Source organism: Nocardioides sambongensis (genome assembly GCF_006494815.1).
In the GTDB taxonomy this organism is placed as follows: domain Bacteria; phylum Actinomycetota; class Actinomycetes; order Propionibacteriales; family Nocardioidaceae; genus Nocardioides; species Nocardioides sambongensis.
In genome coordinates, this window is sequence record NZ_CP041091.1 from 4,244,258 (window position 1) to 4,267,697 (window position 23,440).

Here is a 23,440-nt window from a genome sequence, read left to right on the forward strand (position 1 = left end):
CTACTCCTCGTGGTCCTGCTGCGGTCCGGAACCGCCCGGCCGTGGGCCGCGCGGTGAGGGGGAGCCGAGCTCGGTGACGGCGTCCTCGGTGCGGCCGTACTCGTGGCTGCTCAGGTCCAGGCCGGCGGAGGCCAACGCGCGCCTGGCCTCCGGGATCAGGCGCGAGATCGCGAAGGTCACGTCGCGGTCCTCCAGCTCTCCGATGAGCTTGCGCAGGGTGTCGGCGGCGGTCGTGTCGATCGCGCCGACGGCCTCGGCGTCGAGCACCACCGCGCGAGGGGCGTTGCGGTCGACCTCCGCGATCACCACGTCGCGAAGGGTGCCGACGTTGGCGAAGAAGAGCTCGTCGCTGACGTAGACGATCGAGACGCCCTCGATCGCCTCGACCCCGTCCTCGTGCAGGTCGGCGAAGAGGCCGGTCTCACGCTCGCGGCCGAGCCAGGCGATGGTCGGCTTGACGGCTCGCGACATCAGGCCGCCGAGGGAGACCAACACGCCGACCATCAGCCCGGCGAGCACGTCCAGCACCAGCACCCCGAGCAGGGTGGCGACCGCGGCCCAGAAGTCGACGGTGTTGCGGGACCGCAGCGCCGCGATCGGGCGGAACCGGATCAGTCCGAGGATGGCGTGCAGGATGATCGCGCCGAGTGCCGCCTCAGGGAGGTTGGTGAACAGGTCGGTCAGGAACAGCAGGGTCAGCACCAGCAGGCCCAGGACCATCAGGCTGGACACCTGGGTCTTCTGCCCGGCGGTGTCCGCGGCCGCCGACCGCGAGTTGGAGGCCTCCGTGGTGAACGCACCGAACAGGCCGCCCAGAGCGTTGCCGGCGCCGAGCGCGACCAGCTCCTGGTTGGCGTCGACCGACTCGCCGTGCCGGGAGGAGAACGTCTTGGACAGCGCCATCGACTCGCCGTAGGCCACGATCGCCACCCCGATCGCGCCGGGCACCAGTGCGGCCAGGGTCTCCAGGTCGAAGCCGGGGACCCCGGCCACCGGCAGCCCGGACGGGATCTCGCCGGCCACCGCGACCCCGGCGTCGACCAGGTCGAACCAGTCCACCGCCAGGATCGAGAGCACCACCACCACGAGCGCCGCCGGCAGCCGGGGAGGAACCGTTCGAGGAGGAACAGCAGCGCCAGGCATCCCAACCCGACGACCAGGGTCGTGACGTGCAGGTCCGGCAGCTTGCTGACCAGGTCGTAGGCCTCCGAGAAGAAGCCCTCACCCTCGGCATCGATCCCGAACAGCTTCCCCACCTGGCTCAACGCGATCGTCAGCGCGACGCCGACGATGAAGCCCTTGAGCACCGGCTCGGACAGGAAGTCGGCGATCACCCCGAGACGGGCGATGCCGGCGATCAGGAGCACCAGGCCGACCACGATCGCCAGCAACGCGGACAGTGCCACGAAGTCGTCGCTGCCGGCGGCGGCGAGCGGGGCCACGGTGGCGGCCGAGAGCGCCGCCACGGCGGCGCTCGGTCCGACGGTGACCCGTCGCGACGAGCCCAGCAGGGCGTAGCCCAGCAGCGGCAGCAGCGCCGCGTACAGCCCGGTCTCCGGGGGCATCCCGGCGATGGTGGCGTAGGCGATCGACTCGGGCACCACGATCGCCCACACCGTCACCGCGGCCGCCAGGTCGCCGGTGAGCCAGGACCTCCGATAGCCGCGCAGCTGCCCGACGATCGGGAGGTGACGCGTACGGCGCCCGCTGCCACTCTCGACCGCGTCCGCTCCGCCCACGATCAGCTCCTCATCGGTGGTTCGTCACGGGCGCGTGCGGCGCGGGCCCACTCGTCCCCAGCCTCGACATCGACTCGCGTCAGTTGTTCTTGGGGTTGTAGTCCAGTGGCGCGCCCTTGGGCACGGCGTCGTGCGCGAGGGACGCGCGGAACTCGCCGACCTTCGGCATGAAGACCTTGTAGAGCACCCAGGAATGGACCTCGGAGAAGTTGTAGGGGTGTTCTCGTCGGGGTTGACGGTGAGGTTGTAGATGTGGGGCGTGGCGAGCTGTTGGATCGGCGCGTAGCCGTTCTCGACGATGTGGGTGAGCACCTTGAAGTTGCGGTAGCGCATGCCGACGAGCTGCTCGTCGAAGAACATCATGAAGTGTTCGCGGTTGGACTCCTCCTGCTCGCCGGTGAGGAAGTCGGTCTGGTCGATGCCGTCGATGACCCGGTCGGTGGGGAGGCGGTCGGCGAGCCCCATCAGCTGCATCAGTGTGGGATACCAGTCGACGACGTGGAACATCTCGTCGGATGCTCCGGTGCGGAGGTGTCCGGGCCACTGGGCGAGGCCGACGGTGCGGTTGTTGCCCTCGTAGGTCGAGAAGTAGCCGCCGCGCCAGGCGCTGGTGGAGCCCTGGTTGTTGGGGGCGTGGAAGGTGGTGTCGCGGCCGTTGTCGCCGGCGAACACCACGATGGTGTTGTCGCGGACACCGAGGTGGTCGAGGTGGTCGAGCAGGCGCTGGAAGTCGGCATCGACCATCTGGATGCAGTCGGCCACGGCGCCGCCGTCGGAGGAGCCGTCGAACTCCGCCCGGGCAGGGTGGGGAAGTGCATGTTGGAGTGGTTGAAGTACACGAAGAACGGCTCGTCGGCTTCGACCGCGTCGCTCATCCAGGCCTCGGCCTTGTCCATGAACTCCACGTCGATGTCGCGGCGCACGTCGCGGTCGATCACCTTGATCTGCTCGAGGTGGCCGGGGCCGGTGGACTCCAGGACGTACTCGGGCTCGAAGTCCGTGCGCTGGAAGAACTTGTCGTCGGGCCACATCGCGACGTCCCAGGTGTCGCCGATCCCGTACCAGTAGTCGAAACCGTGGTCGGTGGCGTAGCGGCCCTCCTCCTTGCCGCAGTGCCACTTGCCGAGGATCGCGTTGCGGTAGCCGGCGTCCTGGAGGAGCTGGGCGATGGTGACCTCCCAGGCGACCAGCCCGTTGCCGGGCATCACCGAGGTGCAACCGGTGCGCACCGAGTGTCGTCCGGTCATCAGCGCGGATCGGGTGGGGGTGCACTGCGCCTCGACGTTGTAGCTGGTGAGCTTGAGCCCCTCGGCCGCGAACCGGTCCACGTTGGGCGTCTGGGCTCCGATGGTGATCCCGCCGCCGTAGCAGCCGAAGTCGCCGGTGCTGATGTTGTCGACGTGGAAGAACAGCAGGTTGGGACGACTCATGACGACCTCCGACGGTGGGGGTGAGGCAGCGGTGAACTGGTCGGGTTTGAGGCTATCTTGACCGGGTCCGGCGTGGTCACGCCCGAGAGAAGGAGACGTCCATGGAGACGATCGTGGCGCTGTTCAACATGGTTCTGATCGTCTTCATCGTGACGACCATGCTCTCGGCGGGCTTCAACACCACGCTGGCGCAGATCGGAGCCGCGGTCTCGCGGGTCGGTCTGCTGGTCGCGGTGCTGGTGGTCGCGTTCGTGATCCGGCCGCTGGCCGGATGGGCGACCGCGGAGATCTTCGGCCTGGCGACGGGTGCCTACATCGCCACCGTGCTGCTGTGGAGCTGTCCCGGGGCGCCGTTCGGCGCGAAGCTGGTGATGACGGCGAAGGCCGACCTGCAGTCGGGTGCCGTGCTGCAGGTCCTGATGGCCTCGCTCGGCAGCCTGACCTTCGCCCCGACCGCGAACCTGATCATCGGGGCCGCCGATCTCGGCGACGACGTGTCGCTGCCGGTCGGTCAGCTGATCGCGACCGTCGCGGTGCTCCAGCTGGTGCCGTTCTGCCTGGGGATCCTGATCCGCCACCGCGCCGAGGACCAGGCCAAGGAATGGGGTGCCTGGGCGCAGAAGGTCTCGGGTCTGACCTTCGTCATCGTCCTGACCGGTGCCCTGCTCGGCAGCTGGCAGACGATCATCGACCTGGTCGGCTCGCTGGTCCTGATCGCCGCTACTGTCACCTCCGCGGTGATGATCGGCATCGGCTACCTGATCTCGGTCGGAGACACCCCGACCAAGAAGGCGGCCGCCCTCATCCAACCCTGCACCAACTCCGGACCGGCGCTCGCCGCGGTCGGCATCGCTTTCGACAACGACCCCGAGATCCTGGGTGCGATCACCGGGATCCTGCTGATCCAGATCGTCGTCGGCCTGGTCGTCGCCAGCCTGATGGCGAAGAAGCAGGCGCCCGAGCCAGCAGCCGCCTGATCCGGGACGACCGGGGCCCGGATCAGCCGAGCCGTCGGGCCAGGACCTTCCCCTCCCGCAGCCGCAGCGCCTCCTCGGGCACCCAGGTGGGCGAGGAGCAGACCAGGAGCTGGTCGTCCGCGACGGCGACGGCGTACGGGCTGGGGACGGGGACCGTGCCGACCACGGTCCCGTCGGGGTCGACCTGGACGACCTCGTCGGTGAACGGCGAGGCGACCCACAGCGCGCCGTCCGAGGCAACCGCGATGCCGTCGGCCATCACCCCCTCGCCCAGCTCGACGACCGTACGACGCCCGCTCAGCGAGCCGTCGGCGGCCACGTCGAAGGCGTTGATCCGCGACGGCGTCGACCGGGTCTCCGCCACGTAGAGGACGGTGTCGTGCGGGTCGGTGGCGACGCCGTTGGGGAACGCGAGCTCCGTCGCGGCGGCCGCGACGGAGCCGTCGGGCCGCACCAGCGCGAGTGTCGCGGGGAACGCCGGGGCCGGTGGCACGCTGTCGTCGCCGTAGTTGCCGACGTAGGCATGACCGCGCGCGTCGACGTGCATGTCGTTGAGCGTGTGGGTGGCGATCGCGGTCAGGTCCGCGTGCACGGTCACCGAGCCGTCGGCGCGGCGCCGCAGCACCCGGCGGCTGGTCCCGTCCGCGATCAGCAGGTCACCGTCGGGCAGGAAGCCGAGGCCGGCGTTGTGCCGGCCACCGGAGAAGACCACCTCGGTGGCGCCGGTGGAGATGTCCAGCCGGACCACCTCGCCGGTCGCGACGTCGCTGAACCAGAGGGCTCCCCGGTGCCAGCGCGGGCACTCGGGGAAGGCGAATCCCTCGGCGACCACGCGCCATTCCTGACCGGACATGCGGGCTCCTTCGCGATCGGGCGGGCGGTCCGAATAGGCCTATCACGGGTGGCTCGGCGATGTGGTTTTTCGTCGTCGTCACCCTTGTGTCGCACAACCTTCACGCCGCAAGTTGAGATCGATGCGCCGTGAACAGTTCCATTGGGCCCTTCGATTGGTACGCTCACGCACGCAACAGATGCAAGGTCTGAAGGGTTTGAACGCCTGCGGAGCTTGTTGGCCGACGGCGATTCTGGTTTGTGGTCCACCAATCACGGGTCCGGAACGACGTGTCACGCATCTGGTGCGGGCCGCCGACGTGGCGGCTCACGCCCCGACACAAGGAGTAACGAGCATATGGCTCAGGGCACCGTGAAGTGGTTCAGCGCCGAGAAGGGCTTCGGCTTCATCGAGCAGGAGGGTGGCGGCGACGACGTCTTCGTTCACTACTCGGCGATCCAGTCGCAGGGATACAAGTCCCTCGAGGACAACCAGAAGGTCGAGTTCGACGTCACCCAGGGCCCCAAGGGCCCCCAGGCGGAGAACGTCCGTCCCCTCTGATCTTCTGATCTGGGACTGATCTTCTCGGACCCCGCCGGAGCGATCCGGCGGGGTCCGAATCTTTTTCCGCGCTTCTCCCTCGCGCCCGTTCCCGGTCGGGCAGACTCGGTACGTCGGTGCGGGCCCTCGCCCCGGCACCGTGCGGCAACACGGTGTCCCTGCGCAGAAGGAGAACAGCGTGTCGAACACGTTCGACGTCATGCTGCACGACGACGTGCTGATGACCGAGGTCGAGCTCACCGCCGACCTGATGGTCGCCGCGACCTCCACCGATGACCGACTCCCGGTCGCCGAGATCGACCGGATCCTCGGCGTCGTGCCGTTCGCCGGCTGATCGCGAGCTCCGCCGGACCTCCGACCTCGCGCGGCCCCCGGGCCGCGCGCTCAGCAGGTCGCGAAGAGCACCGGCCCGTTCGCCATGTCGGAGAGCACGTAGGCCCCCGGCTCGGGCGCGAGGTCCATCGTCAGCCGACGGCCCTCGGCGACCACCTCGTCCACCGAGAACCGTTCGCCGAACGTCCCGCCCTGCCCGGGCGCGGCCCCGGCCGCCAGCCGGGACCGGCTGTCCGCGTCGGCCCGGGCCCGGTCCTCGTCCTCGAACGCCATCGTGACGCGCACGAGGTCGTCCTCGACCGGTCCGCCGATCGCGAAGGCGTCGTAGGCGTGCACGCCGCCGGCCTCGTCGACCAACCCGGCCGCGGTGGACTGGTCGTCCTCGTCGGCCTGGGTCATCGCCAGCGCGGCGCACGCGTGGTCGCCGGAGTAGACCGCGGCCGAGGCGACCTCGCCGAGCGCCTCCACCACCTCCTCGATCCCACCGGCGCTGCCGTCGGGTGAGTCGGCGGCCGCGACATCCGCGTCGGCGCGCTGCGCCCCGGGCAGGTCCCGGAGGGTGGCCTGCTGGTCGCTGGCGGCCAGCACCCGGTGCTCGTCGTCGATGCTGAGGTGGGCGAGCTCGGGAGTCAGCGACCCGATCTCCGGGAGCAGCCCCGGACCGCCCTGCCACACCCCGTCCGCCTCGTCGGGCTCGGTGTAGCCGAGCCGGACCAGCCGGGCCCGCAGCTCGGCGAGGTCGAGATCGTCGGGCAGCCCCATCAGCACGACGGCGCCGGCGCTGCTCTGCGCCAACAGCTCCCAGTCGAGCGAGGCCGGCGAGACGCCGTACCGGTCCTGCAGGTCGGGAGCGGAGGAGACCAGCGCCGACATCGAGCTCAGGTCCGCGTCGAACGCGGCATCGAGGAACCGGTCCAGGTCCCGTCCGCCGGTCGAGGCCGAGACGTCGGCGCCGACCTCCTCGCGCACCGCCGCCCAGTCGGTCCAGCCGAACCGCACCGCGTCCTGCGGGGCCAGTTGCATCGCTGCCCCGAGGCGGGTGTCCGGGCCGCCGAGGCGACGTACGACGAGGACCGTGGCCACCGTCGCGACCACCACGAGCACCAACGCGACGACCAGCCAACGACGGCGGGCGGAACGGGCCATGCGCGGGGGACTCCTCTGCAACGGGTGGGGGATGTGAGACTAACGCCGTGGCCCCCTCCCGCCCGGCAACCGGTCCCGCCACCCGTCCCCCCGTTCACGCCGCAGGCGTGGTCACCTTCCGGCCCGGCCGCGAGGTGCTCCTGGTGCACCGCCCCAAGTACGACGACTGGTCCTTCCCCAAGGGCAAGCTGGACCGCGGCGAGCACCGCACCGCCGCCGCGGTGCGCGAGGTCGCCGAGGAGACCGGCCTGCACGTGCGCCTCGGCCCGCCGCTGGCCGACCAGGAGTATCCGGTCAACCGCCGCCCCAAGGTCGTCCACTACTGGACCGGCCGCGTGGTCGGCGACGACGACGTGAGCCGCTACCGCCCCAACGACGAGATCGACGCCGTCCGCTGGGTGCCGGTGCAGGAGGCGGCGACGCTGCTCACCTACCCGCACGACCGGGACACCCTGGCCGAGGCGCTGCAGGTCCGCCGCAGGACCCGCGCGATCATCGTCCTGCGGCACGCGCGGGCACGCTCGCGCGACCGGTGGCGCGGCGCCGACGCGGACCGTCCGCTGCTGAAGGTCGGCGAGGCCCAGGCCCACCGCCTCGTCCCCCTCCTCGCCGCGTACGACGCCAGTCGGGTGATCAGCTCGACCAGCACCCGCTGCGTGGAGACCGTGGCGCCCTACTGCGCGACGACCGGCTACGAGCTGGACACTCGGCGCCGGCTGAGCGAGGAGAACGCCACCGAGAAGACGGTCTCCGCGATCGTCGAGGACGTGTGGGACGACGGCCGTGGCGTCGTACTGTGCTCGCACCGGCCGGTGCTGCCCCTGGTGCACGACGCCCTCGGCATCAAGCCGCGACAGCGCGGGGTGACCCTGGCCCCGGCGGAGATGCTGGTGCTGCACGTGCGCAAGCAGAAGATCGTCGCGGTGGAACGGCACGCGGTCTGAGGCGTCGCACCGGCGTCGTGCCCGGCGTCGTGACCGGCGCCACCGGGTGTCGCCGAGTGCTACGGCGCTGTTCACCTCTCGTTCAGGTTGGTCCGCAGATTGCGTTACCGACGGTCCCTAACTTCGTCGGTGTCCTAGTGAAGAACGAGGGGTCTGGTCTGTGCGCCCCTCAACTGTGAGAGGCCAATCTCTTGAACACTCCCATCCGTCGGGCCCTCGTGCCCGGTGTTGCTGCTCTGGCTCTGCTGCTGACCGCGTGCGGTGGCGGGGACGACGACGCCGAGGCCAGCAGCGGCAGCGGCAGCTCCGAGGTCGACTACTCGTCGCTGTCCGGTGAGCTCGTGGCGGGCGGCGCGTCCTCCCAGCAGACCGCTCAGGAGTCCTGGCTGGTCGGCTTCCAGGAGGTCGCGCCCGACGTCGCCTACTCCTACGACCCGGTCGGCTCCGGCGACGGTCGTACCAACTTCATCAGCGGTGGCTACGCGCTGGCCGGCTCCGACGCCTACCTGACCGACGACGAGGACGAGTTGTCGCAGGCCACCGAGCGCTGCAACGGCACCGCCCCGATCGAGATCCCGAACTACGTCTCGCCGATCGCGGTCGTCTACAACGTCGAGGGTGTCGACGAGCTCAACCTGGCGCCCGAGGTGGTCGCCGGGATCTTCGCCGGTGAGATCACCAAGTGGAACGACCCGGCGATCGTGGACGCCAACCCCGACGCCGACCTGCCGAACGCGGACATCACCCCGGTGCACCGCTCCGACGAGTCCGGCACCACCGAGAACTTCACCGACTACCTCGACGCGGTCGCCGGCGACGTGTGGAGCGCCGGTGTGGTGGAGACCTGGCCGACCGAGTTCGGCGGTGAGGCCGGCAACGGCACCTCCGGCGTGGTCCAGGTCGTGACCGAGAACGCCAACACCATCGGCTACGCCGACGCCAGCCAGGCCGGTGGCCTCGGCCAGGCCAAGATCGGTGTCGGCGAGGAGTTCGTGGCCCCCGACGCGGCGGCCGCGGCGAAGATCCTCGAGGTCTCCCCGCGGGTGGAGGGTCGTGAGGACGTCGACCTCGCCGTCGACCTCGACCACACCACGCAGGAGGCCGGCGTCTACCCGATCGTCCTCACCTCCTACCTGCTGGCCTGCCAGGAGTACGAGGACCAGGCCACCGCCGACCTGGTCAAGGGCTTCATCTCCTACGTCGTCTCCGACGACGGCCAGGAGCTGGCCGCCCAGGACGCCGGCGCGGCGCCGCTGAGCGACGAGCTGCAGGAGGAGATCCAGGGGATCGTCGACGGCATCACGGCCGCCTCCTGATCGACAGCCAGCACCTGACGAGCAGGGGTCGGGACCACCCGGCCCCTGCTCGGGTGCTCGCTCCCGAGCACCGCACCACCCGCAGCACCGCACCACCACCCGAGTCATCCATCAGCACGGAGGCAGACCTGTGACGGTCATCCCCGAGGAGCCCACCACCGACGAGGTGGCGGCTCGACGCGTCGGCGACGCGATCTTCAGCAAGGCGGCGCTGGTCGCGTCCCTGCTCGTCATCGCCTTCCTCGCCGGCGTGGCGGTCTTCCTGGTGATCAAGGGCCTGCCAGCCCTCGACGCCGAGCCCGACAACCTCCAGGGCCGCGCCAACGTCTTCTCCCTCGTCGGAGCCCTGCTCTTCGGCACCATCCTCTCCGCGGTGATGGCGATGATCATCGTGACCCCGCTGGCGGTCGGGCTGGGCCTGGTGATCTCGCACTACGCCCCGCGCCGGCTGGCCAAGCCGGTCGGCTTCCTGGTCGACCTGCTGGCCGCCGTGCCGAGCGTGGTCTTCGGTCTCTGGGGCCTGATCGTGCTGGCGCCCTACCTCAAGCCGGTCCACGAGTGGCTCGTCGACTACCTCGGCTGGATCCCCCTCTTCGACGGCCCGGCCAGCGCCACCGCCCGCACGTTGCTCACCGCCTCGGTGGTGCTGGCGCTGATGGCCCTCCCGATCGTCACCGCGATCATGCGCGAGGTGTTCGCGCAGACGCCGCGGGCGCACGAGGAGGCCGCACTGGCCCTCGGCGCCACCCGCTGGGAGATGATCCAGATGGCCGTGCTCCCCTACGCCCGCTCCGGCATGGTCGCCGCCCTGCTCCTCGGCCTCGGCCGGGCGCTCGGCGAGACGATGGCGGTGGCGATGGTGCTCTCCGCGACCGGCGTCATCATCAGCTGGGACGTGGTCTCCAGCCAGAACTCCAACACCATCGCGGCGTTCATCGCGCAGGGCTACAAGGAGGCGTCACCGATCAAGGTGGCGATCCTGATCTTCGCCGGCCTCGCGCTGTTCCTGCTCACGTTCCTCGTCAACTTCCTGGGCCGCTGGATCGCGGCCCGGGGCGTCGTGAAGGCCTGATCGATGACCGCGACACCTCCCACCCAAGACCCCGGCACCGCGCACACCGCGGCGGATCTGCTGCCGCCGGACCCGACCGAGCCGCGCGGCCAGCTGCCGCGGCTGGCGCCGCTGATCGTCGCGGTCGCAGCCGTCGCCGCGGCCTCCCTGGTCGGGCTGATCCTCGGCAGCGGTCTCACCATGATCGCCGTCCTCGCCTGGCTGTTCTTCGCGGTCGTCTTCCCGACCTGGAGCGTGCTGGTCGAGAACCGCCGCAAGGCCACCGACCGGCTGGTGACGGTGCTGGTGTGGACCGCCTTCGTGCTGGCGATGATCCCGCTGGTCAGCCTGATCGTCACCGTGGTCGTCAAGGGCGCCCCCGCGATCAGCTGGACCTTCCTCAGCGACGACCTCTCCGGCCGCGCGCTGATCGAGGGCACCGGCGGCATCTTCCACGCCATCGCCGGCACCGTGATGGTCACGGTGATCGCCGCGCTGATCGCGGTGCCGATCGGTGTGCTGACCGCGGTCTGGCTCGTCGAGTACGGCAAGGGCACCCGGCTCGCCTCGATCATCACCTTCCTGGTCGACGTGATGACCGGCATCCCCTCGATCGTCGCCGGCCTGTTCGCGCTGGCCTTCTTCCAGGTGATCCTCAACGACCCGCTGCCGCGCCTGGCGATCGGCGGCGGTGTGGCGCTCTCGCTGCTGATGATCCCGACGGTGATCCGCTCGGTCGAGGAGATGCTCAAGCTGGTCCCGGACGACCTGCGGGAGGCGTCGTACGCGCTGGGTGTGCCGAAGTGGCGCACCATCGTGAAGGTGGTGCTGCCGACCGCGGTCGCGGGCATCGTGACCGGCGTGACCCTGGCCATCGCCCGGGTCGCCGGAGAGACCGCGCCGCTGCTGCTGATCCTGGGCACCGCCTACACGGTGAACTGGAACCCGGCCGACGGCAACGTCGCCACGCTGCCGACGTTCATCTACCAGTCGCTGAACAAGACCACGCACTTCGAGTTCGGCCCGGCGTGGACCGACATGGTCTGGGGCGCCGCCCTGGTCCTCATCGTCATCGTGATGACCCTCAACGTCGCGGCCCGGGTGATCGGCGCCGCATTCGCCCCGAAGACCGGCAAATGACCCTCGCCGTCTGCACCACCCAGGAAGCCGACAAGGAAGCTGACATGGCAAAGAGCATCGACGTCTCGGACGTCAACATCTACTACGGCGACTTCCTCGCCGTCGAGGGCGTCAACATGACGATCAAGGCCCGGTCGGTGACCGCCTTCATCGGTCCCTCCGGGTGCGGCAAGTCGACCTTCCTCCGCTCGCTGAACCGGATGCACGAGGTGATCCCGGGCGCACGCGTCGAGGGCAAGATCGTGGTCGACGGCCAGGACCTCTACGAGCCCGGCGTCGACCCGGTGACGGTACGTCGCCAGATCGGCATGGTCTTCCAGCGGCCCAACCCGTTCCCGACGATGTCGATCTACGAGAACGTGCTCGCCGGGATGCGGCTCAACGCCAAGAAGATGAGCAAGTCCGACGCCGACGGCATCGTGGAGCGGTCGCTGCGCGGCGCCAACCTCTGGAACGAGGTCAAGGACCGGCTGGGCAAGCCCGGCGCGGGTCTCTCCGGCGGCCAGCAGCAGCGCCTCTGCATCGCCCGCGCGATCGCGGTCCAGCCCGACGTGCTGCTGATGGACGAGCCCTGCTCGGCGCTCGACCCGATCTCCACGTCCGCGATCGAGGACCTGATCCACGAGCTCAAGACCGAGTTCACGATCGTCATCGTCACCCACAACATGCAGCAGGCGGCTCGGGTCAGCGACGAGACCGGCTTCTTCAACCTCAAGGCGACCGGCGAGCCGGGTCACCTGGTCGAGTTCAACGCGACGAGCAAGATGTTCGCCAACCCCGACGACTCCGCAACCGAGGCCTACATCTCGGGCCGCTTCGGCTGAGCCGGTGGCCGGCAGTACGCCTCGGGGTGCGCTGCAGCCATCAGCTGACCACGCCGTCTCCCCCGGGAGACGGCCGTCCGCGCCTACCTCCACCGCTGGGCGGAGGCGGCCGGCGCTCAGTTGCTGGTCGTCGACCCCGACCGAGAGCCCGACGACCTCCGCGACGGTCTCGCCGGTCGCGGCGTGCACCTGACCTGGGTGAACTCCACGACCGACGGACTGATCGCCTTCGGACGCACCGACCCGCACGCCGTGGTGGTCGCGCCGGAGGCGGCGGGCATCCCCGCGGACGAGTTCGTGACCACGATCAGGCGGCACGGTTCGCCGTACGTGATCGCGGCGCTGGGGGAGATCTCCGACGCGGCGGTGGGCAGCCTGATGGTGGCCGGCGCGAGCGCCTGGGTGCCGCGGCCGTTCTCGGTCGGCGAGCTGTGGGGCCAGCTCTCCTCCTCACCGCACTCGATCGAGGAGCACGCCAGGATCGCGGTGGGACCGCTCGAGCTGGATGCGGCCGCCTACCGGGTCACCGTGGGCGCCGAGCGGCTCCCGGACCTGCCGCTGAAGGAGTTCGAGCTGTTGCGGGCGCTGATGCTGCGGGCGCCCGGCGTGGTCTCCGACGACGAGCTGCGCGCGGCGCTGTGGGGCACCCGCGACGGCAGCCCGAGCGGCAACACGATCGCGATGCACGTGACCCGTCTGCGCGCCCGGATCGGCGGCGTCGCGGAGGTACGACGGATCCGTGGCCGCGGCTACGCGCTCACCGTCGAGGTCGACTGACCGAGCGGTCCCGAGCGACCCCTGACCGGGATCCCAGGGACCTCTCGCCGGGACGGGAGGGACCTCTCGGCGGGACCCCAGGGACGTCTCGGCGGGGGTCAGAGCTGGGTGATGCCGTGGATCAGCCAGTAGCTGAGCGCCGCGACGCTGGCGGCGGCCGGGAACGTGAGCACCCAGGCGGCCAGGATGGTGCGGGCGACGCCCCACCGGACCGCGGAGAGCCGCTTGGTGGCCCCGACCCCCATCACCGCGGAGGTGATCGTGTGGGTCGTGGAGATCGGCGCCTCGTAGACGTAGGCGGTGGTGTAGAGCACCGATGCGGCGACCGACTCGGCGGCGAAGCCCTGCGGCGGCTGCAGGTGGATGATCCGGCGACCCAGGGTCCGCATGATCCGCCAGCCACCGGCCCAGGTGCCGGCCGAGATCGCGGCGGCCGCGGAGAAGATGACCCACAGCGGCAGGTCGTCGTCGGCGCCGACGTAACCGCCGGTGAGCAAGGCCAGGAAGATCACGCCCATCGTCTTCTGGGCGTCCTGCAGGCCGTGGCCGAGCGCCATCGCGGCGGCGGAGACGGTCTGCGCGATCCGGAAGCCGCGGTTCGCCTTGTGCGGGTTGGCGCGGCGGAAGATCCACAGCAGCGCCAGCATCACCGCGAAGCCGGCGGCGAAGGCGAAGATCGGGGAGACGAACATCGGGACGACGACCTTGCCGATGACGGTGTCCCAGGAGACGCTGACGCTGGCCGCCAGGGCCGAGCCGACCAGGCCGCCGATCAGGGCGTGCGAGGAGGACGACGGGAGCCCGAAGTACCAGGTGATCAGGTTCCATGCGATCGCGCCGAGCAGGCCCGCCACCACGATGATCAGGCCGTGGTTCGTCTCGGGTGGATCGATGGTGTCACTGACCGTGTGCGCGACCTTCTGACCGAGGAAGGCGCCGACGAAGTTCATGATCGCCGCCAGGCCCAGCGCGATCCGCGGGGTGAGCGCGCGCGTGGAGACCGAGGTGGCGATCGCGTTGGCCGCGTCGTGGAAGCCGTTGGTGTAGTCGAAGACCAGCGCTACGACGACGACCGTGATGACGATCGCGAGGGTGACCGACAAGAGATCAGCTTTCCTTGACCGCGATCTGCTCGACCGTGTTCGCGACCTTCTCGAACGCGTCGATCGCGCTCTCCAGCGACTCCACGATGTCCTTGAGCTTCAGCACCTCGATGGTCTTGAACTCACCGGAGAAGAGCTTGGCCAGCGTGCGTCGGTGGTTGCGGTCACCGGTGTTCTCCAACCGGTTGATCTCGATCCAGTAGTCCTCCAGGGACTGCATCGAGCGCAGCCGCGGCATCGCGTCGGCGGTCAGGTCGGCGCAGCGCTGCAGCACCTCCACCTGCTCGGAGAGCTCCGGCGGGATCGACTTCACCTCGTAGAGGAGGATCAGGTCGACCGCCTCGTCCATCATGTCCATCACGTCGTCCAGACCGGACCCGAGCGCGTAGATGTCCTCGCGGTCGAACGGCGTCACGAAGGTCGAGTTGACCTTCTTGACGATCGCGTGGGTGGTGTCGTCCGCCTCGTGCTCGGCGGTACGCATCCGCTCGGCGACCGACGCCTTGTCGGACTCCTCGGACAGCATTTCGGCGAGCAACCCGGCCCCACGGACCAGATGCTGCGCGGATTCGGTGAACAGGTCGTAGAAAGAGGTGTCGACCGGACGCAGACGCAGACCCACATGGACTCCCGTTGAGGCGGAGGCGAACGGGATCATGCTAGGGGGTGACGAACCGTAGGAAGCAAACCGAGGACCCCGGTTCTGGATGTGGCCCCGCCCACCGCCACCCTGCCGCGGCGCCAACGCCCCACGGTCTGTGCAGGTCAGGAGCGGTTTCGGCGCCGCCTCCGGGGCGGCGGATCAGCCGCGCAGACGACGCCGCTGGGCCTCGATCAGCGACTCCTGGAGGTGCACCTCGCCGTCGTTGCGGCTCCACACGCCGTCCTCGGCCAGCTCCCAGGCGACCGTGTCGGCGTCGAAGGCCAGGTCGAGCAGCTCGGTGACCGCGTGGCGCGACTCCTCCCCGGGCAGCCGCACCAGCACCTCGACCCGACGGTCCAGGTTGCGGTGCATCATGTCCGCCGAGCCGATCCAGGCGGCGGGGTCGCCGTCGTTGGCGAACCAGAACACCCGGCTGTGCTCGAGGAAGCGGCCCAGCACCGAGCGCACCGTGATGTGGTCGCTGAGACCGGGCACACCCGGGCGCAGCGCGCAGATGCCGCGGATCAGCAGCTCCACCGGCACCCCCTCACGGGAGGCGCGGTAGAGCGCGTCGATGATCTCCTCGTCGACGACCGAGTTGGCCTTGATCCGGATCTTCGCCTCGCGCCCCGCCCGGTGGTGCGCGATCTCGGCGTCGATCAGCTCGGTCAGGCCGCTGCGCACCGAGTCCGGGGCGACCAGCAGCTGCTCGTAGCGGGCGTTGCGGGACCAGCCGGAGAGGTTGTTGAACAGGTGGGCCACGTCCTCGCAGATGGCGGGGTCGGCGGTGAGCAGGCCGAGGTCCTCATACATCCGGGAGGTCTTCGGGTTGTAGTTGCCGGTGCCGATGTGGCAGTAGCGCCGGATGCCGTCGGCCTCGTCGCGGACCACCATCGCCAGCTTGCAGTGGGTCTTCAGGCCGACCAGGCCGTAGACCACGTGGCAGCCGGCCTGCTCCAGCTTGCGGGCCCAACGGATGTTGGCCTGCTCGTCGAAGCGGGCCTTGATCTCGACCAGCACCAGCACCTGCTTGCCCGCCTCGGCCGCGTCGATCAACGCGTCGATGATCGGGGAGTCGCCCGAGGTCCGGTAGAGCGTCTGCTTGATCGCCAGCACGTGCGGGTCGGCCGCGGCCTGCTCGATGAACCGCTGGACCGAGGTGGCGAAGGAGTCGTAGGGGTGGTGCAGCAGCACGTCGCGGCGACGTACCGCCTTGAAGACGTCGACCGGGGCGGCGGACTCGACCTCGGCCAGGCGCGGGTGGGTGGTCGGCACGAACGCCGGATACTTCAGCTCCTCGCGGGCCAGGTCGGCGATGCCGTGCAGTCCGCGCAGGTCCAGCGGGCCGGGCAGGCGGAAGACCTCCTCGTCGCTGATGTCGAGCTCGGAGACCAGCAGCTCGAGCACCTCCCGGGTGATCGACTCCTCGACCTCGAGCCGGACCGGGGGGCCGAACTTGCGGCGCAGCAGCTCCTTCTCCAGCGCGGCCAGCAGGTTCTCCGCGTCGTCCTCCTCGACCTCGAGGTCCTCGTTGCGGGTGACCCGGAAGCTGTGCGCCTCGACGACCTCCATGCCGGGGAAGAGGCGCTTGAGGTGGGCGCTGATCACATCCTCCAGCGGGACGAACCGGTCGTTGCCCAGCGACACGAAGCGGTCGAAGTTGCTCGGCACCTTCACCCGGGCGAAGTGCTCCTTGCCGGTCTTGGGGTTGCGCACCACCACGGCCAGGTTGAGGGAGAGGCCCGAGATGTAGGGGAACGGGTGGGCCGGGTCGACCGCCAACGGGGTCAGCACCGGGAAGATCCGCTCCTTGAAGAGCGACTTGCAGGTCTTCTGTTCCTCGGCCTCCAGCTCGCTCCAGCGCAGCAGTTCGATGCCTTGGGCGGCCAGCGCCGGCACCACGTCGTCGCGGAAGAGCGAGGCGTGCCGGTGGCTGAGCTCGCTGGTCAGCTCCCAGATCCGCTCCAGCACCTCGCGCGGCATCAGCCCGGAGGCGGCGCGCACCGCGAGTCCGGTGGCGATCCGGCGCTTCAGGCCGGCCACCCGGACCATGAAGAACTCGTCCAGGTTGCTGGTGAAGATCGCCAGGAAGCGGGCCCGCTCCAGCAGCGGCAGCGAGGTGTCCTCGGCCAGCTCGAGCACCCGCTCGTTGAACCGCAGCCAGGACAGCTCGCGGTCCAGGAACCGGTCTGGTACGGCGGTCACGGCGGCGCCGGCGTCCGCCTCGACGACCGTGCTCCCCGCGTCAGCGCCGGCGGGTCCCTCGTCGGGGAGGGAGGGGTCGGAGTGCAGCTGCGCGGTCATGTCCACGAGTCTGGCACCGTTCGGTGAACGACGGGTGACGTCGCGTTCCCAGGAGGGGTGACCCACCAGTAGGTTGGCTCGGGTGAGCCTGCAGCACGCGATCGAAGCGGCCGTTCTCAAGACCCTGCTCGCCCTGCCCGAGCCGGTGGTACGTCGACTGGCCGGGGCGCCGTACGTCGCCGACGGGCAGACGCTGGCCCCCGACACCCAGCTGATGCTGCGGCTGCAGCGGCTGGCACGGATGCCGGGCGCCGAGGACCTCCCGCTGGACCGGGCGCGGCAGATGATCCGCCGCCAGTCGGCGACCGTCGCCGGTCACCAGCCGATCGGGGCGGCGCGGGACCTGGAGGTCGCCGGGATGCCGGCGCGGCACTACCTGCCCACCGCTCGCGCACGCGGCGCCGGCCCGCTGCTGCTCTTCTTCCACGGCGGCGGTTTCCTCTACGGCGACCTGGACTCCCACGACGCCCCGTGCCGGGTGCTGGCCGAGCGGTCCGGGGTGCCGGTGCTGTCGGTGGAGTACCGGCTGGCCCCGGAGTCGGCGTTCCCCGGACCGTTCGACGACGCCGAGGCGGCCTACCGGTGGGTGCTCGACCACGCCGACGAGCTCGCCCTCGACCCGGACCGGCTGATCGTCGGCGGCGACTCCGCCGGCGGCAACATCGCCGCCTGGGTCGCCATCGCCGCGGCGCGGGCCCGCACCCCGCTGGCCCACCAGCTGCTGATCTACCCGGTCACCGACCCCGCGCACGGGACGGAGAGCTTCGCGCTGTTCAAGGAGGGCCTCTTCCTCACCGAGAAGTTCATGGACGGCGTCCGCGACGCGTTCGTGCCCACCGAGGAGCTGCGCCTCGACGAGCGGGTCGACCTGCTCAAGACCGACCTCCCGGCGGGCCTCGCCCCTGCCTACCTGTGCACCGCCGGGTTCGACCCACTGCGCGACGAGGGGGAGTCCTATGCCGCCCGACTCGCCGCCGCCGGGGTGCCGGTGGAGACCCGTCGCTTCGACGACCAGATCCACGGCTTCCTCAACGTGGTCGGTGCGGGCCGGACCGCCCGTGCCGCCGTGGAGGAGATCGCCGACGCCCTGCGGCGCGCGGCAGCCTGACCGTCGAGTCGGGGGTTCGGCCCTGTTGAGTTGGGGGTTCGGCCCTGTTGAGTTGGGGGTCCGGACCTGTTGAGTTGGGGGTTCGGGTCCGCGGTCAGAGCTCGGGACGCCACTCGCGGAGCTGGCGGACGAACGCGTGCGGGTCGACCATCGAGGCGTCCACCACGTAGGGGTCCAGTCCGCGGCGCCGGAACCGGACCTGCCACCCCGAGTCACCCGGTCGGCCGATCATGCTGACGGTCTCGGGGAGGTGCGGATGTCGAAGCGGTGCGAGCTGTCGCCCTGCTCGATGTAGACCATCCCGCGGACGATCGACACCTCGACCGGGACGACCCTCGTCCGGACCGCTGCCCAGGCGAGCACCACGGTCAGCACGACGATCACCAGTCCGAAGCCGGAGAACAGGTTGCCGTTGACCAGCGCCAGCACGCCGACCATCCCGGTCACCACGGCGGTCGCGGTGAGGATCACCGAGAGCACCCGGGGGTCGCTGCCGTCGCCGACCAGCGCATCCGCGGTCGGCGCATCCTCGCTCGGGAAGATGCCGAGCCCGCCCTGATCGTCCGCGCCCGTCGGCTCGTTGCGCGCGGCCCGCTCCCGCTCGGCCAGCTGAGCCAGCTCGGTCCGGGCGGCGGCGAGGTCGGAGCGCAGCCGGGCCGCCTCGGCCTCGGCCGCCCGGCAGCGCGCGGCCAGCTCGTCGGCGGGCAGCGCGGCGAGGTCGTCGCCGTCTACAGGTCCGGTCGCCACTGGCGCAACGCCTCCAGGAAGGTGGTCGGATCGACGGTCCTGGCGTCCACGGCGACCGGCGAGAGGCCGCGCCGCAGCACCAGCACCTTCCAGCCGCGGCGGCCGGGGGAGCCGACCTGTTGCAGCTCGATGCTGGGGCTGGTCAGGTCGAAGCGGCTCACCTGGTCGCCCAGGGTCAGCTTGAGGACGCCCTTGTCGTCGAGGTGGACCGACCGGGACGAGTTGCCGCTGCGCAACGCGAACGCGAGCAGGATCGCCGCCGCGACGGTCATCCCCGCCGCGAGCGGGATGTCGTCGGCGAGGGTCTGCCGGAACGCCATCTGGGCGACCACCGCCGCGCAGGCGAGGGCGGCGAGGATCGCCAGCGGGCCGAGCACGTCGGTGCCGCGCTTGGAGTGGTAGGTCCGCTTCTTGCCGGGAGGTACGGCGAGGGCCGCGGTGCCGGTGTCGCCGACCGCGGCGGTGTCGTCGTCGGCAGGACCCGTCGGGTCGGTGGGCGCGTCGGCCGGGGCGGGGCCGTCTTCCGGGGCGGGCCCGGTCAGATCGTCCAGGCCATCGGCGACCTCGTCCGGGCCGGCGTCCTCGGTGCCGACATCCGCGCCCGCATCCTCGATGTCTGCGCTCGGGTCGACCTGGGCTCCGACGACGATCGCGTCGGACTCGTCAGGCACAGGGTCGCCCTCGGTCGCCTCAATAACCGGCTCCTCGACGGGCGCCTTGTCGGACCGACCGCGCTGCGACAGCCACTGCGCGAGCAGGCTGCCCTCGGCCGGGGTCTCCGGACGTTCCGTACGCGGGAGTGAGCGGGCGAGCTCCTCGGCGGCCGCGGCGAGCCGGGCAGCCTCTTCCTCGGCGGCGCGGGCCTCGGCGCGCTCGGCCTCCGTGCGGTCCCGGATCTCGGCGAGTCGGCGCTCGGCCTCGTCGCGAGCGCGCGCGGCCTCGGCGGCGCGGTGCTGGGCCTCGGCGAGCTCGGCCTCCAGTGCGACCAGCCGGTCCGAGCCCCCGCCCGCACCGGCATCCGACGCCCCGGCATCCGACGCCCCGGCACCCGGCGCATCCGGCGCACCCGCATCCGACGCCCCGGACGCCTGCGATCCGGGCTCCGGCGTCGTGCGTGGGCCGCGTCGACCGCGGCCGCCGAAGGAGAACGCTCCCGTCCTCTTCTCCTCGGCATCGCCGCTGGTGGCAGAGGTCATAGCCGCAGATGGTACCGAGACACGCGGGCCTCGCGGCGCGGTTGCACTACGTGGGACACCGTGTCGCGTCGGAGCGCCCGCCGCGCGTCGTCAGACGGGGGTCGCGGACTCTCGGGCCCGGTCAGGGGCGCACGTACTGGACGTGCGTGTCGCCCCCGCTGTGGGTGAAGCCGAGCCCCTCGTAGACGGCTCGGGCAGGGGCGTTGTCCGCTTCGACGTAGAGGTGGATCTCGGCCACCCCGGTGCGAGCCAGGTGGCGCAGGCCGGCCAGCGTGAGCACCCGGCCCAGCCCGCGGCCCTGCGCGTCGGGGGAGACCCCGACCACGTAGACCTCGCCATTGTCCTCGTCGTGCCGCTTGGTCCAGTGGAAGCCGAGGAGGGCGCCGTCCGGGTCGCGCGCCATCAGCAGCCCGGCCGGGTCGAACCACGACTCGGCCATCCGCTCCTCCAGGCCGGCCCGGTCCAGCGCACCCTGCTCGGGGTGGCTGGCGAAGGCGGCCGCGTTGACCGCGAGCAGCCGGTCGACGTCGACATCGCCCCGGAAGCCGGTGACGGTGACCCCGGCCGGCACCTCCAGCGGCGGCAGCGGCACGGCGGTCGACCGGCGCATCACCCACAGCTCCCGCACTGCCGTCGCGCCCAGCCGGCCGGCCAGGGTCCGTGCCGCGGGATGGTCCCCGTGGGACCAGGCGGTCACCGGCCCGTCCGCGGTGAGCGCCGCGGAGGCGAGCGCCTGGCCGAGGCCGGCGCCGCGGCGGTCCGGGGAGACGACGAGGTCGAGGCTGTCGTCGTACCGGAGGGCGAAGCCGTCGGCGGTCACCCAGGCCTGGATGCCGTCGAGCCCGCGGTGCTTGAGGCGGAGCGAGGCGGCCTCGTCCAGCGGGTCGGCTCCGTCGGTACGACGACACGCGCGCCGCACGGAGTCGATCGCCGCGAGCGCTGCGTCACCGGTCAACAGGTCGGCGGTGAGGAACACGGCCGCGACGTTACCCCTCGTCGGGGGCTACGCCTCCTGGCGGTCCTTGGTCCGCCCGAGGTCCTTGCGCGCCTCGCTGTCCTTGCTGGGCAGCACGAAGCGGTAGCCGACGTTGCGGACGGTGCCGATCAGGGTCTCGTTCTCGGTGCCGAGCTTGGCGCGCAGCCGCCGCACGTGGACGTCGACGGTGCGGGTGCCGCCGAAGTAGTCGTAGCCCCACACCTCCTGCAGCAGCTGCTGGCGGCTGAACACGCGGCCGGGGTGCTGGGCGAGGAACTTCAGCAGCTCGAACTCCTTGAAGGTCAGGTCGAGCACGCGCCCGCCGACCTTCGCGGTGTAGGTCGCCTCGTCCACCACGACCTCGCCGGAGCGGATCACGTGGGCGTCGGGGTCGGCGGCGTCGCGGGCGGCGTTGAGCCGGCCGATCGCCAGCTTGATCCGTGCCTCGAGCTCGGCCGGGCCGCAGGTGTGCAGGACGACGTCGTCCATGCCCCAGTCGTGGGTGACCACGGACAGGCCGCCCTCGGTGACGATCATCAGCACGGGGACGTCGGTGCCCGTCGTACGGATCAGTCGGCACAGGTCGCGGGAGCCGGCGAGGTCCTGGCGGCCGTCGACCAGCAGCAGGTCCGAGTCGGGGGCCTCGAGCAGGGCGCTTCCCTCGGCGGGCAGGATCTTCACGTGGTGCCCGAGCAGCGCGAGTCCGGGCAGGACCTCGGCGGACGGTTGCAGGGCGCTGGTCAGAAGCAGAAGATTGCTCACCCGGGTGGTCTCCTCACGGTGGCGTGCCGTATCGAGAGACCGAAACGCAACATTGGGCTCCGGCCGGTTTTCGTGGTGGGGACGATACCGAAACGCAAGGGACACGGGGAGGGAACCGCCGGTGAATGAGACGCAGATCATCCAGGTCCACTACTGGGCCGCGGCGCGCGCAGCCGCCGGGACGGCAGCCGAGGAGGTCGCCGTCGACGGTCCGATCACCCTCGCCGACCTGCGCAGACTCCTCGTGGAGCGGCACGACGCGGGGCTCGCCGACGTGCTCGCGGTCTGCTCGGTGCTGCTCGGTGACCGCCCCGTCCGCTCCCTGGACCCCGGGGAGGTCGAGGTGCCGCCGGGCGCCACGGTGGAGTTCCTCCCGCCGTTCGCCGGTGGCTGAGCGGCCGGCGCCGGACTGGACAGCTGTCCACGAAATCACCCGGGTAGGTGGTCGCGGTCACGGTGCGCCGTAGGCTGCCGCGGGTGAAGCGCGCATTTATCACGGGGATCACCGGCCAGGACGGCTCGTACCTGGCCGAGCTCCTCCTCGGCAAGGGGTACGACGTCCACGGGCTGGTCCGCCGTTCCTCCATGCTCAACCGGGGCCGGATCGACCACCTCAAGGACGACCCGAACCTGACCCTGCACTACGGCGACCTGACCGACGGGGTCAGCCTGGTCAACCTGGTGCGGCTGATCGAGCCCGAGGAGGTCTACAACCTCGGCGCGCAGAGCCACGTCAAGATCTCGTTCGAGATGCCCGACCACACCGCGTCCACCAACGCGATCGGCACGCTGCGCCTGCTCGAGGCAATCCGGGCGGCCGGGCTCGACTGCCGCTTCTACCAGGCGTCGACCTCGGAGATGTTCGGGCTGACCCCGCCGCCGCAGAGCGAGACGTCGGTCTTCCACCCGCGCTCGCCCTACGGCGCGTCGAAGCTGCAGGCGCACTGGGTGACGGTGAACTACCGCGAGGCCTACGACCTGTACGCGGTCTCCGGGATCCTCTTCAACCACGAGTCGCCGCGCCGTGGTGAGAACTTCGTGACCCGCAAGATCACCAAGGCGGTCGCCGCGATCGAGGCCGGCATCACCGACCACGTCGAGCTCGGCAACCTCGAGGCGGTGCGGGACTGGGGCTATGCCCCGGAGTACGTCGAGGGCATGTGGCGGATGCTGCAGGCCGACGAGCCCGACGACTACGTGCTGGCCACCGGCGAGGGGCACACGGTCCGCGACTTCCTGGACGCGGCGTTCTCGCACGCCGGGCTGCACTGGGAGGACCACGTCAAGCACAACGACGCGTTCGAGCGGCCGTCCGAGGTGGACGCGCTGATCGGCGACGCGTCGAAGGCGCGGGCCGCGCTCGGCTGGCAGGCGCGGACCACGGCGCCGGACCTGGCGCGGCTGATGGTCGACGCCGACCGCGAGGACCTGGACCGTCTGCTGCACGGCCGCTGACGGGGGGGATTTCTTGAGCCGTCAGGCGGGCCATCTTGCATCGTGGACTCGCGTCTCATGATCTGGAATCTGGATG

24 protein-coding genes and 3 pseudogenes are annotated in these 23,440 nt (G+C 70.8%); 12 read left to right on the forward strand and 15 right to left on the reverse strand.

The features are described from left to right. From FIV43_RS23975 to FIV43_RS23990, 5 genes and pseudogenes are all read right to left on the reverse strand, one after another. Positions 1 to 504 carry a sodium-independent anion transporter gene (locus FIV43_RS23975; RefSeq protein ID WP_407938916.1) on the reverse strand — a complete coding sequence of 168 codons (504 nt, stop codon included), beginning with the start codon at positions 502 to 504 and terminating at the stop codon, positions 1 to 3. A 99-nt stretch (positions 505 to 603) separates the two neighbouring features. Then, positions 604 to 1,739: pseudogene (locus tag FIV43_RS23980) on the reverse strand (SulP family inorganic anion transporter); the annotation flags it as partial. A 24-nt stretch (positions 1,740 to 1,763) separates the two neighbouring features. Beyond that, positions 1,764 to 2,246, reverse strand: coding sequence for an alkaline phosphatase family protein (locus FIV43_RS22920; RefSeq protein WP_231123555.1), 483 nt, complete (start codon positions 2,244 to 2,246; stop codon positions 1,764 to 1,766). A 12-nt stretch (positions 2,247 to 2,258) separates the two neighbouring features. Continuing rightward, positions 2,259 to 2,483, reverse strand: a pseudogene (locus FIV43_RS23985) (sulfatase-like hydrolase/transferase); the annotation flags it as partial. Positions 2,484 to 2,593: 110 nt separating this feature from the next. Beyond that, positions 2,594 to 3,169 (reverse strand): annotated as a pseudogene (locus FIV43_RS23990) (sulfatase-like hydrolase/transferase); the annotation flags it as partial. A 101-nt stretch (positions 3,170 to 3,270) separates the two neighbouring features. Here FIV43_RS23990 and FIV43_RS19815 point away from each other — a divergent pair. Continuing rightward, the gene (locus FIV43_RS19815) at positions 3,271 to 4,146 is read left to right on the forward strand and encodes a bile acid:sodium symporter family protein (protein ID WP_141015506.1); all 876 of its coding nucleotides are present in this window, start codon (positions 3,271 to 3,273) and stop codon (positions 4,144 to 4,146) included. A 22-nt stretch (positions 4,147 to 4,168) separates the two neighbouring features. Here the strand turns inward: FIV43_RS19815 and FIV43_RS19820 are convergent, their stop codons facing one another. Next, positions 4,169 to 4,999 (reverse strand): SMP-30/gluconolactonase/LRE family protein, encoded by an 831-nt coding sequence (locus tag FIV43_RS19820; protein WP_141015507.1) that lies wholly within the window; start codon positions 4,997 to 4,999, stop codon positions 4,169 to 4,171. Positions 5,000 to 5,335: 336 nt separating this feature from the next. Here FIV43_RS19820 and FIV43_RS19825 point away from each other — a divergent pair, with 336 nt between their 5' ends. Beyond that, on the forward strand, positions 5,336 to 5,539 hold the full coding sequence (locus FIV43_RS19825) for a cold-shock protein (RefSeq protein ID WP_141006089.1): 204 nt from the start codon (positions 5,336 to 5,338) through the stop codon (positions 5,537 to 5,539). A gap of 178 nt (positions 5,540 to 5,717) precedes the next feature. Further along, complete coding sequence (locus FIV43_RS21245) at positions 5,718 to 5,873, forward strand: hypothetical protein (RefSeq protein ID WP_181407819.1); 156 nt, start codon at positions 5,718 to 5,720, stop codon at positions 5,871 to 5,873. 50 nt (positions 5,874 to 5,923) lie between these two features. Here the strand turns inward: FIV43_RS21245 and FIV43_RS19830 are convergent, their stop codons facing one another. Next, the gene (locus FIV43_RS19830) at positions 5,924 to 7,018 is read right to left on the reverse strand and encodes a hypothetical protein (RefSeq protein WP_141015508.1); all 1,095 of its coding nucleotides are present in this window, start codon (positions 7,016 to 7,018) and stop codon (positions 5,924 to 5,926) included. A gap of 107 nt (positions 7,019 to 7,125) precedes the next feature. On the opposite strand from FIV43_RS19830, the gene FIV43_RS19835 reads away from it, so the two are divergent. From FIV43_RS19835 to FIV43_RS19860, 6 genes are all read left to right on the forward strand, one after another. Continuing rightward, on the forward strand, positions 7,126 to 7,962 hold the full coding sequence (locus FIV43_RS19835; RefSeq protein WP_231123557.1) for an NUDIX hydrolase: 837 nt from the start codon (positions 7,126 to 7,128) through the stop codon (positions 7,960 to 7,962). A gap of 191 nt (positions 7,963 to 8,153) precedes the next feature. After that, on the forward strand, positions 8,154 to 9,278 hold the full coding sequence (locus FIV43_RS19840) for a phosphate ABC transporter substrate-binding protein PstS (protein ID WP_141015510.1): 1,125 nt from the start codon (positions 8,154 to 8,156) through the stop codon (positions 9,276 to 9,278). A 130-nt stretch (positions 9,279 to 9,408) separates the two neighbouring features. Next, the gene (gene pstC, locus FIV43_RS19845) at positions 9,409 to 10,350 is read left to right on the forward strand and encodes a phosphate ABC transporter permease subunit PstC (RefSeq protein WP_196780898.1); all 942 of its coding nucleotides are present in this window, start codon (positions 9,409 to 9,411) and stop codon (positions 10,348 to 10,350) included. 3 nt (positions 10,351 to 10,353) lie between these two features. Further along, positions 10,354 to 11,469 (forward strand): phosphate ABC transporter permease PstA, encoded by a 1,116-nt coding sequence (gene pstA / locus FIV43_RS19850; RefSeq protein WP_141015511.1) that lies wholly within the window; start codon positions 10,354 to 10,356, stop codon positions 11,467 to 11,469. 44 nt (positions 11,470 to 11,513) lie between these two features. Further along, the gene (gene pstB, locus FIV43_RS19855) at positions 11,514 to 12,293 is read left to right on the forward strand and encodes a phosphate ABC transporter ATP-binding protein PstB (protein WP_141015512.1); all 780 of its coding nucleotides are present in this window, start codon (positions 11,514 to 11,516) and stop codon (positions 12,291 to 12,293) included. A gap of 120 nt (positions 12,294 to 12,413) precedes the next feature. Continuing rightward, on the forward strand, positions 12,414 to 13,070 hold the full coding sequence (locus FIV43_RS19860) for a winged helix-turn-helix transcriptional regulator (protein WP_141015513.1): 657 nt from the start codon (positions 12,414 to 12,416) through the stop codon (positions 13,068 to 13,070). A gap of 98 nt (positions 13,071 to 13,168) precedes the next feature. Here the strand turns inward: FIV43_RS19860 and FIV43_RS19865 are convergent, their stop codons facing one another. The 3 genes from FIV43_RS19865 to FIV43_RS19875 form a co-directional block, all read right to left on the reverse strand. After that, positions 13,169 to 14,173: an inorganic phosphate transporter gene (locus FIV43_RS19865; protein ID WP_141015514.1), complete on the reverse strand. Its 1,005-nt coding sequence runs from the start codon at positions 14,171 to 14,173 to the stop codon at positions 13,169 to 13,171. A 4-nt stretch (positions 14,174 to 14,177) separates the two neighbouring features. Beyond that, positions 14,178 to 14,795 (reverse strand): DUF47 domain-containing protein, encoded by a 618-nt coding sequence (locus FIV43_RS19870; protein WP_141015515.1) that lies wholly within the window; start codon positions 14,793 to 14,795, stop codon positions 14,178 to 14,180. A gap of 180 nt (positions 14,796 to 14,975) precedes the next feature. Then, entirely contained in the window at positions 14,976 to 17,120 is a 2,145-nt protein-coding gene (locus FIV43_RS19875; RefSeq protein ID WP_141015516.1) for an RNA degradosome polyphosphate kinase, read from the reverse strand. 82 nt (positions 17,121 to 17,202) lie between these two features. Here FIV43_RS19875 and FIV43_RS19880 point away from each other — a divergent pair, with 82 nt between their 5' ends. Next, positions 17,203 to 18,228 carry an alpha/beta hydrolase gene (locus tag FIV43_RS19880; RefSeq protein ID WP_231123558.1) on the forward strand — a complete coding sequence of 342 codons (1,026 nt, stop codon included), beginning with the start codon at positions 17,203 to 17,205 and terminating at the stop codon, positions 18,226 to 18,228. A gap of 94 nt (positions 18,229 to 18,322) precedes the next feature. On the opposite strand, the gene FIV43_RS21250 is transcribed toward FIV43_RS19880, so the two are convergent. The 5 genes from FIV43_RS21250 to FIV43_RS19900 form a co-directional block, all read right to left on the reverse strand. Then, the gene (locus FIV43_RS21250; protein ID WP_181407607.1) at positions 18,323 to 18,460 is read right to left on the reverse strand and encodes a hypothetical protein; all 138 of its coding nucleotides are present in this window, start codon (positions 18,458 to 18,460) and stop codon (positions 18,323 to 18,325) included. Beyond that, positions 18,457 to 18,975 (reverse strand): hypothetical protein, encoded by a 519-nt coding sequence (locus tag FIV43_RS19885; RefSeq protein ID WP_141015518.1) that lies wholly within the window; start codon positions 18,973 to 18,975, stop codon positions 18,457 to 18,459. The genes FIV43_RS21250 and FIV43_RS19885 overlap by 4 nt, the downstream gene beginning before the upstream one ends. Then, complete coding sequence (locus FIV43_RS19890) at positions 18,957 to 20,171, reverse strand: hypothetical protein (RefSeq protein ID WP_141015519.1); 1,215 nt, start codon at positions 20,169 to 20,171, stop codon at positions 18,957 to 18,959. The genes FIV43_RS19885 and FIV43_RS19890 overlap by 19 nt, the downstream gene beginning before the upstream one ends. Before the next feature lie 121 nt (positions 20,172 to 20,292). Next, the gene (mshD, locus tag FIV43_RS19895; RefSeq protein ID WP_231123559.1) at positions 20,293 to 21,147 is read right to left on the reverse strand and encodes a mycothiol synthase; all 855 of its coding nucleotides are present in this window, start codon (positions 21,145 to 21,147) and stop codon (positions 20,293 to 20,295) included. A gap of 27 nt (positions 21,148 to 21,174) precedes the next feature. Next, on the reverse strand, positions 21,175 to 21,909 hold the full coding sequence (locus FIV43_RS19900; protein ID WP_141015520.1) for a response regulator transcription factor: 735 nt from the start codon (positions 21,907 to 21,909) through the stop codon (positions 21,175 to 21,177). Between the two features lie 121 nt (positions 21,910 to 22,030). Between FIV43_RS19900 and FIV43_RS19905 the strand changes: the two genes are divergently transcribed. After that, on the forward strand, positions 22,031 to 22,303 hold the full coding sequence (locus tag FIV43_RS19905; protein ID WP_141015521.1) for a MoaD/ThiS family protein: 273 nt from the start codon (positions 22,031 to 22,033) through the stop codon (positions 22,301 to 22,303). A gap of 83 nt (positions 22,304 to 22,386) precedes the next feature. Continuing rightward, entirely contained in the window at positions 22,387 to 23,364 is a 978-nt protein-coding gene (gene gmd / locus FIV43_RS19910; RefSeq protein ID WP_141015522.1) for a GDP-mannose 4,6-dehydratase, read from the forward strand. Positions 23,365 to 23,440 lie beyond the last annotated feature (76 nt).